Here is a 13,313-nt window from a genome sequence, read left to right as displayed (position 1 = left end):
CTTAATTTACAGGCAATAACACGATATCACGGAAAATAGGTCTTTCACTTAATTGTGCAAACCAGCGCTCAATGTGAGGGAAGTTAGGTCTATCTTTGCAAACTTCAAGCCACGGGTAGACCAATGGTGCGATCGCCATATCGGCAAGAGAGAATGCATCTCCTGCGAAATAAGTTGTTTTTGCAAGTTGGTCGTCAGCTATTTTGATTAATTTATTCAGTTTCTCTTTCAACGCGTTAACAATCTCAGGATTTTGCTGCTCTTTAGGCGTGCGAACAATCATGATCATCATTTGTTGAATGGGAGAAAATAGGCTGCCATTTGACCAATCCATCCATTTTTCTACATTTGCTCGTTGTTTCGGATCAATGGGATAGAGGGTATTATTTTCATATTTTGTACATAAATAACGAATAATGGTATTAGACTCCCATAAAGCAAAGTCATCATCTTGTAAGGTTGGAATAGAAGCGTTGGGATTCATCGCTAAATAATTTGCTTCATTGAGTCCACCAAAAGGGCCACCAACGTCGATTTGTTCATAAGGAACATTTAATTCTTTTAAGCACCAAAGAACTTTTTTAACGTTAGATGAGTTTTTTCTACCCCAGACTTTTAACATAAAGGTCTCCTAAACCACGATAAGTAATAAAATTTCCCTCTATAGGGCGCTAAATATGAATATAAGATAAATCTCTATATATCAATGTTGGCGTCTTATTCCAGAAAGCCATATAGTAGGAAAGCTTTAACAAATTGATATAAAAGGGTGATCGGTAATGAAAAAAAATATTCCATCTGTTCTGGGTAAGGTTACCGCGGGAATGGGTTTACTGCTAATTATTTCTAGTCCTTCATTTGCAGTAAATAATCCGGTACCTCCTCAAATAGAGGCAAAATCTTATGTATTAATGGATTACAACAGCGGAAAAATTCTGGCATCAGAGAAACCTGATGAGCGTTTAGATCCCGCCAGCCTGACAAAAATTATGAGTAGCTACGTTGTTGGGCAAGCTATCAAAGAAGGTCGTATGTCTCCTGACGATATGGTTATTGTTGGGCGTAATGCGTGGGCAACGGGAAATCCGGTATTGAAGGGATCATCATTGATGTTCTTGAAACCGGGGGATCAGGTCAAAGTGATTGATTTAAACCGCGGTATGGTTATTCAATCTGGTAATGATGCCAGTATTGCATTAGCAGAACATGTTGCGGGTAGTCAGGAAACCTTTGTTGATTTAATGAATTCTTATGCTAAGAATCTCGGTTTAAAAAATACACACTTTAAAACCGTTCATGGGTTAGATTCTGATGGACAATATACAACCGCACAAGATATGGCATTACTGACAGCAGCCATGATCCGCGATGTTCCTTCTGAGTATGAAATTCATAAAGAAAAAGAATTTACATTCAACAATATTCGTCAGCCAAACCGTAACCGTTTATTGTGGAATAAAAATATGAATGTCGATGGTGTGAAAACGGGTCACACTAATGGAGCAGGGTACAATCTTGTTTCTTCGGCAACTGAAGGTGATATGCGCTTAATTGCTGTTGTTTTAGGAACACCATCAGATAAAGTGCGTTTTGCTGAAAGTGAAAAATTATTAGGCTGGGGTTTCCGCTTTTTTGAAACGGTAACACCTGTAAAAGCAGATACACCACTGACAACTCAAAAAGTGTGGTATGGCGATAAAGGTGAAGTAGCATTAGGGGTTGCTAACGATGCTTCAATTACCATTCCTAAAGGTGAATTGAAAAATCTGAAAGCCTCTTTTACTTTAACTAATCCTGTATTAGAAGCGCCGTTAACGCAAAATCAGGTTGTAGGTACAGTTAACTTTTTATTAAATGATGAAGTGATTGAACAACGCCCATTAGTTGTAAAAGAAGCGGTTGAGGAAGGCGGTTTCTTTAGTCGTATTTGGGATTTTGTTGTTAAAACAGTATCTGGTTGGTTTAATGCTATTTTTGGTTAATTCACCAATAATGGATCTATCAAAGCGTTACTGAGTTTTTCACCCAAAAAGAAAGACTAGCTGTTATTTTTATATAAATAATCCGTAATTTTTTAACGATTACGGATTTTTTTATACTCAATAAAATAGAGAGATATCCTATTTTAGAACTTAAATAAGCCCATCTATTTTGCCTTGATTATCAACATTAACAGCGATAGCAGCAGGTGTTTTCGGTAATCCGGGCATCGTTGTGATAGAGCCTGTTAAGGCGACAACAAAGCCTGCGCCAGCAGAAACATACACTTCACGAACGTTTATTGTAAAGTCAGTCGGTCGGCCTAATAACGAGGGATCATCTGAGAGTGAATATTGAGTTTTTGCCATGCAAACAGGGAAATGAGCAAACCCCATACTTTCTATCTTTTCTAACATCTTACGAGCATGTTGGCTATAAGTCACACCACCTGCACCATAAACTTCTTTGGCAACAATCTCGATTTTTTGACTAAGTGAAGCATCATCAGGATAAATTAATTGAAATTGGCTCTGTTCATTTTCAAGCGTATCAATCACTTGCTTAGCCAATTCAATACCACCTTCGCCGCCTTTTTCCCACACTTTGGTAATTGCGAAGCGACAATCTCTATCTTGGCAAAATTGTTCGATAAACTGGTGCTCTGCAATACTATCAGTGACATACGCATTAAGAGAGACAATCACGGGTAAGCCATATTTTTTAAGGTTTTCAATGTGTTTTTCAAGATTTACAATGCCTTTTTCAAGGGCGGCTAAATCTTCATTATTCCACTCGCCTTTACCTAAGCCACCGTTATATTTTAGCGCTTTGGTGGTTACAACAATAACGGCACAATCAGGGCGTAATCCACTGACCCGACATTTTATATCAAAGAATTTTTCAGCACCTAAGTCAGCACCAAAACCAGCTTCTGTCACAGTAATATCAGCAAGTTGAAGAGCAAGTTTTGTCGCTCTTACGCTATTACATCCATGAGCAATATTAGCAAAAGGACCTCCATGAATAATGGCAGGAGTATTTTCGAGTGTTTGTACTAAATTAGGATTAATAGCATCTTTTAATAAACTCGCCATTGCTCCGACGGCTTGTAGATCGTTTGCTGTAACAGGATCACCATTATAAGAATAAGCAACAATGATGCGAGAAAGTCGCTGTTTTAAATCATCAATATCCAAAGCTAAACATAGGATAGACATAATTTCAGAAGCAACAGTAATAACAAAGTTCTCTTCTCTTGTGATACCGTCTTTTTCGCCACCTAATCCCACAACAATATTACGTAAAGCACGATCGTTCATATCCATACAACGTTTAAACACGATTTTTTTAGGATCGATATTTAAAGGATTACCTTGATAAATCGAATTATCAAGCATGGCTGCAAGTAAGTTATTGGCAGAGGTAATAGCATGAAAATCGCCAGTAAAATGAAGGTTGAGATCTTCCATCGGAACGACTTGTGAATAACCACCACCAGTTGCTCCACCTTTAATGCCAAAACAAGGGCCTAAAGAGGGTTCACGCAATGCAATAATGGCATTTTTCCCAATATGATTAAGTGCTTGCCCTAATCCAACAGTCACCGTTGTTTTACCTTCACCAGCCGGTGTTGGGTTTATTGCTGTCACTAAAACTAACTTTCCGGGCTTTTTTGTCGCAATTTTTGACCAAATGTTGTGGCTAAATTTGGCTTTGTACTTGCCATAAAACTCGATATCGTCTTGATCAATATTTAAATTTTTAGCAATGTCCTGAATAGGTAAGAGGTGTGCTTCTTGGGAGATTTGAATATCTGATTTCATTTTAATTCTCTTTTTATCCCGTTAATGATGTCTCTAGTGATCTTCATTTATCAACTCTAGACAATAATCTAAATATGGCCAATAGATTGATTAATTTGTAGTTATTTACTTTAGATAACGCGTTTATCGTCACGTCATTTAAATAATTTTTGAGGTTAGCGCCTATTTTTTTCAAAAAAACTATTTTAACTAAGGATGACAATTTAATCTCATACAAAAAAGAGGATATTAAAAAAAGAAGAGTCTCAAGATTGAGGTTAATAAACAAAAAAGGCGCTGATATCAGCGCCTTATCTATCATAAATATCTGTATTTCAGACTTTCAGATTTAGTCACAAGAAATTTTAATGGCTAATCCACCTTGAGAGGTTTCACGATATTTAGCATTAATGTCTTTCCCTGTTTCGTACATTGTCTCAATGACTTTATCTAAACAAATACGAGGATCGCTAACACGACGTAAAGCCATACGAGATGAGTTTACAGCTTGTACGGCTGCGATAGCATTACGTTCAATACAAGGAACTTGTACTTGTCCTGCCACTGGGTCGCAAGTAAGCCCTAAGTTATGCTCCATCGCAATTTCTGCTGCGATACAAACTTGTTCTGGGCTACCGCCTAAGAGTTCAGTCAATGCACCTGCTGCCATTGAACAAGCAACACCGACTTCACCTTGGCAACCGACTTCAGCACCCGAGATAGATGCATTCATTTTGTAAAGTGAACCAATAACACCAGCAACTAAGAAAAAGCGAGTGTAAGAGTTTTCATTTACAGGGCGAATAAATTTATCATAGTAAGATAATACTGCTGGGATAATGCCGCAGGCACCGTTTGTTGGTGCTGTGACAACACGTCCACCAGCCGCATTTTCTTCATTCACGGCAAGGGCAAACATATTAATCCAGTCAACAACAGTCATTGGATCTGTTGTCGTTTTATCTTCTGTGACTAACATACGGCGTAATGCAGAAGCACGGCGAGGTACACGTAATGGCCCTGGTAATAAGCCTTCGGTATTTACACCGCGCTCAATACCTGACTTCATTACTTCCCAAACAGCCGCAAAATGAGCCGAAATTTCTTCTTTGCTACGTAATGCTAATTCGTTTTGCATCACTAATGCTGATAAAGAAAGGCCTGTTTCTTTGCAATGGCGACGTAAATCAGCCGCATATTGATAAGGATAAGGAACTTGAACTGCATTTTCTTCAGGTTGGCCAAAATGTTCTTCATCAACAATAAAACCGCCACCAGTAGAATAATAGGTTTTTTTCAATAAAACCTGCTCACCGTTATAAGCGGTAATGGTCATGCCATTTTCATGAAGGGGTAGATTGTTTTTATGAAAATTCATACCGCCTTCAACAGGAAAATCGACTTCTTTTATGCCATTTGCCAGCATTAAGCGACCAGTTGTTTCTACTTGTTTAATAAACGGGGCGATAGAATCAATATCGACAGTATCAGGTAAATTTCCTGCGAGTCCCATAATAATAGCAATATCCGTTGCGTGACCTTTACCTGTTAAAGATAAAGAGCCATAAACATCAACGATAACGCGGGAAACAGAAGAGAGGAGATTTTTTTCTGCAAGTAAATCAACGAATTCTTTACCTGCTTTCATTGGACCTACAGTGTGTGAGCTTGAAGGGCCGATACCGATTTTAAAAATATCAAAGACGCTAACCATAATATTCGCCTCCCTAATTAATTTAAAGGCGCAACTGTGTGATTATTAGAGTGAGAAGTGTCAGTTTTGAAGTCTAAAGCTGTAATGGCTACTTTCTTTTATGAAAGTAGCCATCAGGTGCTTTATTAGCCCATGAATGAACTAATTAAGCTATAGAAAACTGCTGAGATTGCGATAAGACCCATAATTACAACGAATGCGTTGCTGATATGGCCTTGGTATTTCTTCATCGCTGGTACTTTACGGATTGCATACATAGGCATCAGGAACAGTAACATTGCGATAATTGGGCCACCTAATGTTTCAATCATACCTAAGATGCTTGGGTTTAATGTTGCAACAATCCAAGTTGTAACCAGCATAAACAGTGCAGTGATTTTGTTTAAACGATCTTTTTCGATTGTTTTACCTTTTTCACGCAGTGATTTGATGATTAAACCGTTGAAACCTTCACGAGCACCTAAGTAGTGACCTAAGAAAGATTTAGTGATCGCAACGAAAGCAATAAATGGAGCAATATAAGCGATAACAGGTGCTTCAAAATGGTTAGCAAGGTAAGACAGAATACTGATGTTCTGTGCTTTTGCTTCTGCTAAGTTTTCTGGTGTTAAGCTAAATACACAGCTAAACACGAAGAACATTACAGTGATAACCATCATGATGTGCGCATAAGCTAAAATGCGTGAACATTTTTTCTCAGCGTTTTCGCCGTATTCTTCACGTTTTGCAACAGCAAACGCAGAGATGATTGGAGAGTGGTTAAAAGAGAACACCATTACAGGGATAGCTAACCATAGGGTTACTAATAGGCCTTGACCCATACCTGATGTTGTTGCGTGATCAAAAGAGAGAGTATCAAGGATCGCACCATTCCACTCTGGGATCAGATACAGTGCTAAGACCATCAGGACAGCAACAAATGGGAACACTAAAACGCTCATTGCTTTAACGATAGCTTGTTCACCAAAGCGAATAATCGACATGATACCGACAATCAGTACCAACGATAAAATTGCGCGAGGTGGTGCAGACATGTGCATTTGGTTCACAATAAAGCTTTCTACTGTATTGGTGATAGCAACACTATAAACCAATAGAATAGGATAAATTGCGAAGAAATAGAGCAGGGTGATTAATTTACCTGCTGTTTTACCAAAGTGTTCTTCAACAACTTCAGTGATATCTTCACCTGGATTTTTACCTGATAACACAAAGCGGCACATACCACGGTGTGCAAAGAAGGTCATTGGGAATGCAAGTACTAACATGATCAACAGAGGAATTAAACCACCAATCCCTGCGTTGATAGGTAAAAATAGAACGCCAGCACCGATAGCCGTACCGTATAAACCTAACATCCATACTGTATCTGACTTACGCCATGTTTTGTAATCACCTTGGGTGTTACCCGACGCGATAGAACCAACTTTGGTTGTATCCATAATACTCTCCGAAATAACGCGGTAAAAAAAATAATGAATAAAAATAAGAGCGCGATTGTATTTCTTTTTAGAAATAATCACGGCATAAATTTAATTATGAATAAATGAGTGCATTGAGTACCTGGTGTTATCTCAATATCTTCAATTACCACATACAAAATCTTTAAATTTCAAAAGAATTAGACTCTTCCAAAATTTGAAAAAATATTCAATAAGTTTATATCCAGACTTAAGAGGTGCAGAATATAGTGTTTTTCAGGATAAACTACCGTGATCACCATCTCAAATGCTAAATATAACTGAAAAACCTGAAAATGTAACATTTTTTATATTTTGTGTTTTTCGAGGCGGTTTTTAAAACATTTTGAAATAACTTTCCAATTTTAAAGGAAATACAAAATAAAGCTAAATACTTAAATATTCATATGTTAATGATTATTTTTAGGTATTTTTATTAACTAGAAAATAAATGATTAAAATCAACTAGGTTATTTTTGTTTACAATTAAAACATTACATTAACCACATATCTAATTGAAATATAATGATAAATTATTTTCTCTAATTAATGTTTAAAACTAGACAAAAGAATATAGAAACAATGCAATATGATTATTTATTAATGAATTTCTTTTATTTTATGAAATGTATATAGCTATATTTCATTTATAAGTAGAATATTGTTTATAAATACGACAATGAATTTGTTAATAAATGAGTTTGGTAGGTTGTTATATAACGAATATAAAAGTTTCATTTTGATTAAAATAACAACATATTTATTTTTTTGGACAAATACTATAATAGTAGAGAATATTTTTATTTATATATTAATATATTGAAGGGCGGTCTCACTTAAGTTAAATATAAAAAAGACCACAATAAATGTGGTCTTTTTCGGTATAAGAAAGGTTATGCCTTTGTCCAACCTTTGCGAATAGGATAAGCAAAACAGAGCTGATAGAGCTGTTGTACCCATTTTTGGAGTATATTTCCACCTTTAGACCAGAAGATCTGGCAAAGGCCACAAGAAAGTAGAGCAACGATAAAAGCTCCAATCATATCGATTGGCCAATGTACGCCAAGATAGATACGCGCCCAAGCAATCGCAAGTCCTAAACCGAGCATAATATAGCCAATACGTTTGCTGTTATGCCAAAAGAGATAAGCTAAAGCAATGGTGAAAACAAACGTACCATGGTTACTTGGGAATGATGGTGTTGCATCGTGATCAAGAAAGTTGTAGCCAATGTTAGCTGCAAAAGGGCGTTCATGAGGAGCAATAGCACCAATCACCCAAGAGATAGAAAGTGCGATACCTAAAGAGATAGCCGCTTTACATACCAATGTTCTTTGCTGGCTAAGATATTTTTCATTACCCCATAACCAATAGAACACTAAAGATAACGGAAAAAGATAGACAAGGTACTTAGCAATAATTATCGCCGTACCGATTTCTAAAGGAGATGCCGCAGGTGTTGCATTCATCATTGAAAATACGGCTAAATTGAATTGTTCCAGCAAAGTAGGCTCCATACATGTCGTACTGATAAGCGATGTTTATGATGCATAATACGCAAGTTTTTAAGGGTAAATGAGGGAGTAATAGGGGTAAAGTGTTTTTTTCTTATTTAATTGTGCTTTTTTAAAAGATTTGCCAGTTTTATACAAAACTGAGCTAAAGCACTCTTAAAAAGAGTATTGCGCTTATGTTATTGCTCCTACATCGTTCTTTTTCTTATCTTCAACGAGGTATAACTTTATGTGGTTCCAGAAAAATATAGTCCTTAGTGCAAGGTCTAGAGGATTTCACTTAATTACACAAGCATTGATTCAAGAATTACCAGAACTAAGACAATATAAAATCGGAATTGCTCATTTTTTTATTCAACATACATCGGCCTCATTAACGATTAATGAAAATGCGGATCCAACAGTACGAAGTGACTTTGAAAACTTCTTTAATCACAACGTAAAAGAGAACGAAGATTACTATCTTCACACTTATGAAGGCAGTGATGATATGCCCGCGCATATTAAAAGTAGCTTACTTGGACAAAGTGTCATGGTTCCTATTAGTCAAGGTGAGCTGAATTTAGGGACTTGGCAGGGGATTTATCTCGGTGAACATCGTAATCACGGTGGTAATCGTCGTATTATTGTGACATTGCAAGGTGAGTGTTACTAAATTTCAAGCAATAAAAAACCCGACAGCTATTTCACCAAAAGGGTTGAAACTATCGGGCTCCTCAATATTTGGGGACATCAAAGAAAAGCAGTGGCACTAATTCAGACTACGGGTTAGAAAGAAAGTTCGCTGACTAATGAAAAAAAATAGAATTTTTTTTTGGAAAGAGTGAGATGATAGAGAAAAGATGGATGATACAAAAAGAGAAAGCGCTAAAACATATTGATAAATAAACTGTTTTAGCGCTTTTAAATTAGTTGTAGATGCCTAAATTTTCTTTAGCATAAGCTTCAAAATCTGTGCAACCACCAATGTGTTTCTCATCAATAAAAATTTGTGGCACAGTTTCAACAGGTTTACCGACAGTTTTAGATAAATCAGCTTTTGTAATTCCTTCAGCTTGAATATCTACATAGCGGAAATCAAAATCGTCACGTTTTTCAGACAAAGTTTCAGCCAGTTGTTTCGCACGAACACAATATGGGCAACCTGGGCGACCAAAAATGACAACAAACATACGACACTCCTTATTGAGGAAATAAAATTCAGGCATAATAGTTTCTATTGGTTGTTACTATGCCCTTTTATTAGGCTAAACAAAAACAGTTATTGCCTTTTAGTGTGATAAATTATACCAATTTGCCGAATAATGAGATAGGACTGCAACACAGCATTTAGCGGAGAAATGATGGAAAAGCCTTCAAATCGAGATATGAAATCACTGTCAGATATGCCAAAACCCATTATCATCATTGAAATAATTGGGATTATTCTATTGGTGGTTGCTTATCTTTATATCAACCAATATATGACCTCTCCGCAGTGGCTAGGAACATATACAGGACAGTTAACGTTGGTTGTTTTAGGGGTTATCTGCATGATCCCGCCAGCTATCCATATTGTATGGCGTGCTATTTATCGATTAACTTTTTTAGGGATTGACCATAAATCCCTAAATAATAAAAAGAAAAAAGAGAATAACGAAGAATAGCTATCTGTTTTTCCTCAAAATATATTAGAAACTAAGAAAATCCAATGTGTAAATTGGCTTAATTTTCTTAGTTTTTCTATTTATTAGTGCCTTCAAGATAGAAAAAGTGGCAAAATAGCGCCAATGCCAAAAGGCACTCTTTTTTTTGCGCGTAAAGGTTATTTGAATGAACGCTGTTGTGACTACCGATCTGGATCAGCTAAAGTCTTGGCTTGATGAACTACAGATTGCTTATTATGAATGTGACTCTTGTCAGGCGTTACATTTACCGCATCTTCAATATATCAGTGGCATTTTTGATGCCAAAATTGATATTCTTGAGGATGTACTTGTATTTACCGCTATCGCTGAGCTAAAACCGTCAGCAATAGTGCCTTTAATGGCAAATCTAAGCCAAATTAATGCAAGCTCTTTATTTATTAAAACATTTCTAGAAATTAGTGATGAGAACTTACCAAAATTAGTTTTCTGCCAATCATTCCCGGTTGCTGCGGGTATCTCACTTAATCAATTTGACCTATTCTTACAAAAAGCAGAAGAGCAATCTGCTGAAGTCGTCAGCGAAATTTTTAATAACGGTTTCTTGTATGGCGAAAAGCAAGAAAGTGAAAACGAAGAAGATGAGGAAGAAGATGTTGAGATAAACAGCGCATCAACTGACTCCTCCTATACTGTACATTAATATTAATCTCCATAACGGTTACAAAATCTTATGCAATGCGCACGATTTAGTGCGGGTGAATGTCATTCTTGTGAGTGGCTTTCTCTTGCTTATCCTGAACAAATCAAGAAAAAACAGCACAGCCTATTAGCATTACTTCCAGAAGATTATGCTTTTGATAAATTAGCGCCAGTTGAAAGCCAACAGGCGCAATTTCGTAATAAAGCAAAAATGGTCGTCAGCGGGAGTGTCGAAAGACCCGTCTTAGGTTTAAAAACTAAAGACGGTGTTGCTGTCGATTTATGCGAATGTCCACTGTACCCAGTTTCTTTTGCCTCCGTGTTTCCTGTTCTAAAAACATTTATTGCAAAAGCAGGGTTAGTTCCTTACGACATCGAACGTCGCCGCGGTGAACTCAAGTTTATTTTATTAACTGAGAGTCGAAGTAATAGCACCATGATGTTGCGCTTTGTTTTGCGCTCAGAAAAAAAACTAGAACAACTTCGCAAAGCACTTCCTTGGTTACAAGCGCAATTGCCTCAATTAGCCGTTATCTCCGTGAATATTCAACCTATCCATATGGCTATTTTGGAAGGCGAACAAGAAATTATTCTGACTGAAAAAACGTTCTTGGATGAATCATTTAACCAAATTCCATTGCATATTCGTCCAAGAGGTTTTTTTCAAACTAATCCAGAAGTTGCCTCATCACTTTATGCTACTGCTGGGTGTTGGGTAAGAGAATTAAATATCACGCATCTGTGGGATATGTTTTGTGGATCTGGGGGGTTTGGGTTGCATTGTGCGGATAAATCAACCCAATTAACAGGTATTGAAATTAGTCCAGAAGCTATTGAATGTGCGCGTTTATCAGCTCAGGAATTAGGGCTAGAACATGTCGAATTCCAAGCGTTAGATTCAACGGGCTATGCATTAGCAAAAGAGTCTGTTCCTGAATTAGTGCTTGTGAATCCACCAAGGAGAGGTATTGGTGAGGCATTATGCGGTTATCTAAATAAAATGAAACCTCGCTTTATTCTTTACTCAAGTTGTAATGCTCAAACCATGGCAAAAGATATTCAGCAACTTTCTCACTATCAGATAGATAGAGTGCAATTATTTGATATGTTTCCTCATACTTCTCACTATGAAGTGCTTACGTTATTGGTATTACAAGACAACTAAGATATTTATTACAAAATAGTGATTGAGTGTTAGTATAAATAAGCATTTAACGCTCGATGGATAACATCGGGCGTTTTCTTTTTTATTAGATAGGCATTCTATTTTATGCAGAACTTAAAAGCGTTGTTATTAGTGATGGTGTTATTGGGGCCTTTGGGGATCGATCTCTATTTACCGACGATACCTGCGATTGCTCAAGATCTAGGAAGTAGTGTCTCTCTTATTCAATCAACTATCGCTTTATTTATTTTTGTCCTAGGTGTAGGGCAACTTATATCAGGGCCTTTAGTGGATAAGTTTGGCCGTAAACCAATCGCTATCGCGGGGATACTTATCTATATTGTGGGTTCTGTTATTGCAACGATTTCGACAGACTCAACGCTTTTTATTATCTCACGATTATTACAAGCTTCAGCTGTGTGCTGTACTTCTGTTGTCGCTTTTACCTGTGTTCGTGACTGTTTTAATGGTAATGAAGCTGCCCGCGTTTTTGGTTTTTTAAATGGTACGTTAAATATTATCCCTGCATTGGCACCATTATTAGGTGGATTATTGGCAGAATATTGGGGATGGCGTGCTCCTTTCGGATTTTTAATTTTCTACTCCATACTTGTTTTAATTCTAATTGCGCGTTTTTTACCAGAAACAAAGCCTGAAAATACTGCTCAATCAAAACAAAAATTAGGTAAAACATACCTTGAGATTTTATGCAGTAAACGCTTTTTGACTTTTGCTTTAGTGAATGCGGGCACAATGGGGATGGCATTAACCTATGTGTCATTTGCCCCAATTGTATTGATGAAAGATGCAAAATTATCAGCACTGATTTTTTCTATTGTTTTTGGTGTAAATGGTTTTTGGATCATGTTTGTCAGTTTTTATGCGAACCGCGTTATTCACCGTGTCGGCAGACCTATTTGTTTGATCTTAGGGAGCGGATTAATGGGATTAGGCTGTGTGAGCTTATTAGGTGGCTTGTTGTTTATTCCTGCCGAAATGCAAAATCATTGGTTGATCTATATGCTTCCTGTAGCAAGTGCATGTGCTGGTCTTGCTTTTATTATGGGACCCGCGACAAGTTATGCGCTTGAGCCTTATTCAAAAACGGCAGGTATTGCCTCTGCATTAGTGGGTTTTATTCAAATGGCAGGTGGTGCCGTCTTTGGTTTAACGGCATTGGCTTCACCAGTACAACCTAAATTAGCGTTAGCTATTGTGATGTTACTCGGTAGTTTATTAGCGTTGAATGCTTATCGAGTAAGCCACAAAGAAGCGTTAATGGAAAAACAGGCTACACAAGAATAGAACAAGTATTTGTTGTTTATTCTGACATAAAAACACCCCAAAGTTG

At 37.0% G+C, this 13,313-nt stretch carries 12 protein-coding genes; 6 read left to right on the top strand and 6 right to left on the bottom strand.

All coding sequences use genetic code 11. The features are described from left to right. Position 1: 1 nt before the first annotated feature. Complete coding sequence (locus ABN212_RS09760; RefSeq protein ID WP_198620478.1) at positions 2-622, bottom strand: glutathione S-transferase family protein; 621 nt, start codon at positions 620-622, stop codon at positions 2-4. A 157-nt stretch (positions 623-779) separates the two neighbouring features. On the opposite strand from ABN212_RS09760, the gene ABN212_RS09755 reads away from it, so the two are divergent. Beyond that, positions 780-1,982 (top strand): serine hydrolase, encoded by a 1,203-nt coding sequence (locus tag ABN212_RS09755; protein WP_109373487.1) that lies wholly within the window; start codon positions 780-782, stop codon positions 1,980-1,982. A gap of 150 nt (positions 1,983-2,132) precedes the next feature. On the opposite strand, the gene ABN212_RS09750 is transcribed toward ABN212_RS09755, so the two are convergent. The 4 genes from ABN212_RS09750 to ybjG all read right to left on the bottom strand — a co-directional run bounded on the left by ABN212_RS09750 (position 2,133) and on the right by ybjG (position 8,461). Continuing rightward, positions 2,133-3,803 (bottom strand): formate--tetrahydrofolate ligase, encoded by a 1,671-nt coding sequence (locus ABN212_RS09750; RefSeq protein ID WP_198626151.1) that lies wholly within the window; start codon positions 3,801-3,803, stop codon positions 2,133-2,135. 328 nt (positions 3,804-4,131) lie between these two features. Then, the gene (locus ABN212_RS09745) at positions 4,132-5,496 is read right to left on the bottom strand and encodes an L-serine ammonia-lyase (RefSeq protein WP_198620481.1); all 1,365 of its coding nucleotides are present in this window, start codon (positions 5,494-5,496) and stop codon (positions 4,132-4,134) included. Between the two features lie 125 nt (positions 5,497-5,621). After that, positions 5,622-6,938: an HAAAP family serine/threonine permease gene (locus tag ABN212_RS09740; RefSeq protein WP_160230107.1), complete on the bottom strand. Its 1,317-nt coding sequence runs from the start codon at positions 6,936-6,938 to the stop codon at positions 5,622-5,624. A 911-nt stretch (positions 6,939-7,849) separates the two neighbouring features. Continuing rightward, positions 7,850-8,461 (bottom strand): undecaprenyl-diphosphate phosphatase, encoded by a 612-nt coding sequence (gene ybjG, locus ABN212_RS09735; protein ID WP_198620482.1) that lies wholly within the window; start codon positions 8,459-8,461, stop codon positions 7,850-7,852. 238 nt (positions 8,462-8,699) lie between these two features. On the opposite strand from ybjG, the gene ABN212_RS09730 reads away from it, so the two are divergent. After that, entirely contained in the window at positions 8,700-9,125 is a 426-nt protein-coding gene (locus ABN212_RS09730) for a secondary thiamine-phosphate synthase enzyme YjbQ (RefSeq protein ID WP_198620483.1), read from the top strand. A 253-nt stretch (positions 9,126-9,378) separates the two neighbouring features. Here the strand turns inward: ABN212_RS09730 and ABN212_RS09725 are convergent, their stop codons facing one another. Further along, the gene (locus tag ABN212_RS09725; RefSeq protein ID WP_036912158.1) at positions 9,379-9,642 is read right to left on the bottom strand and encodes a GrxA family glutaredoxin; all 264 of its coding nucleotides are present in this window, start codon (positions 9,640-9,642) and stop codon (positions 9,379-9,381) included. A gap of 171 nt (positions 9,643-9,813) precedes the next feature. Here ABN212_RS09725 and ABN212_RS09720 point away from each other — a divergent pair, with 171 nt between their 5' ends. The 4 genes from ABN212_RS09720 to ABN212_RS09705 all read left to right on the top strand — a co-directional run bounded on the left by ABN212_RS09720 (position 9,814) and on the right by ABN212_RS09705 (position 13,267). After that, a complete protein-coding gene (locus ABN212_RS09720; RefSeq protein WP_196533025.1) occupies positions 9,814-10,116 on the top strand; it encodes a YbjC family protein in 303 nt (100 codons plus the stop codon). A 166-nt stretch (positions 10,117-10,282) separates the two neighbouring features. Next, positions 10,283-10,798, top strand: coding sequence for a YbjN domain-containing protein (locus ABN212_RS09715; RefSeq protein WP_109373494.1), 516 nt, complete (start codon positions 10,283-10,285; stop codon positions 10,796-10,798). 30 nt (positions 10,799-10,828) lie between these two features. Then, positions 10,829-11,962, top strand: coding sequence for a 23S rRNA (uracil(747)-C(5))-methyltransferase RlmC (gene rlmC, locus ABN212_RS09710; protein ID WP_198620484.1), 1,134 nt, complete (start codon positions 10,829-10,831; stop codon positions 11,960-11,962). 105 nt (positions 11,963-12,067) lie between these two features. Next, on the top strand, positions 12,068-13,267 hold the full coding sequence (locus ABN212_RS09705; RefSeq protein ID WP_349443165.1) for a multidrug effflux MFS transporter: 1,200 nt from the start codon (positions 12,068-12,070) through the stop codon (positions 13,265-13,267). Positions 13,268-13,313 lie beyond the last annotated feature (46 nt).

Origin of the sequence: Proteus genomosp. 6 (genome assembly GCF_040139785.1) — a bacterium.
Lineage (GTDB): Bacteria > Pseudomonadota > Gammaproteobacteria > Enterobacterales > Enterobacteriaceae > Proteus.
This window is presented reverse-complemented; position numbering and strand designations above follow the sequence as displayed.

Excerpts from the sequence above, each read along its gene's own strand:
- ABN212_RS09760 (WP_198620478.1), bottom strand. The coding sequence starts at position 622 with ATGTTAAAAGTCTGGGGTAGAAAAAACTCATCTAACGTTAAAAAAGTT.
- ABN212_RS09755 (WP_109373487.1), top strand. The coding sequence starts at position 780 with ATGAAAAAAAATATTCCATCTGTTCTGGGTAAGGTTACCGCGGGAATG.
- ABN212_RS09750 (WP_198626151.1), bottom strand. The coding sequence starts at position 3,803 with ATGAAATCAGATATTCAAATCTCCCAAGAAGCACACCTCTTACCTATT.
- ABN212_RS09745 (WP_198620481.1), bottom strand. The coding sequence starts at position 5,496 with ATGGTTAGCGTCTTTGATATTTTTAAAATCGGTATCGGCCCTTCAAGC.
- ABN212_RS09740 (WP_160230107.1), bottom strand. The coding sequence starts at position 6,938 with ATGGATACAACCAAAGTTGGTTCTATCGCGTCGGGTAACACCCAAGGT.
- ABN212_RS09730 (WP_198620483.1), top strand. The coding sequence starts at position 8,700 with ATGTGGTTCCAGAAAAATATAGTCCTTAGTGCAAGGTCTAGAGGATTT.
- ABN212_RS09725 (WP_036912158.1), bottom strand. The coding sequence starts at position 9,642 with ATGTTTGTTGTCATTTTTGGTCGCCCAGGTTGCCCATATTGTGTTCGT.
- ABN212_RS09720 (WP_196533025.1), top strand. The coding sequence starts at position 9,814 with ATGGAAAAGCCTTCAAATCGAGATATGAAATCACTGTCAGATATGCCA.
- ABN212_RS09715 (WP_109373494.1), top strand. The coding sequence starts at position 10,283 with ATGAACGCTGTTGTGACTACCGATCTGGATCAGCTAAAGTCTTGGCTT.
- rlmC (WP_198620484.1), top strand. The coding sequence starts at position 10,829 with ATGCAATGCGCACGATTTAGTGCGGGTGAATGTCATTCTTGTGAGTGG.
- ABN212_RS09705 (WP_349443165.1), top strand. The coding sequence starts at position 12,068 with ATGCAGAACTTAAAAGCGTTGTTATTAGTGATGGTGTTATTGGGGCCT.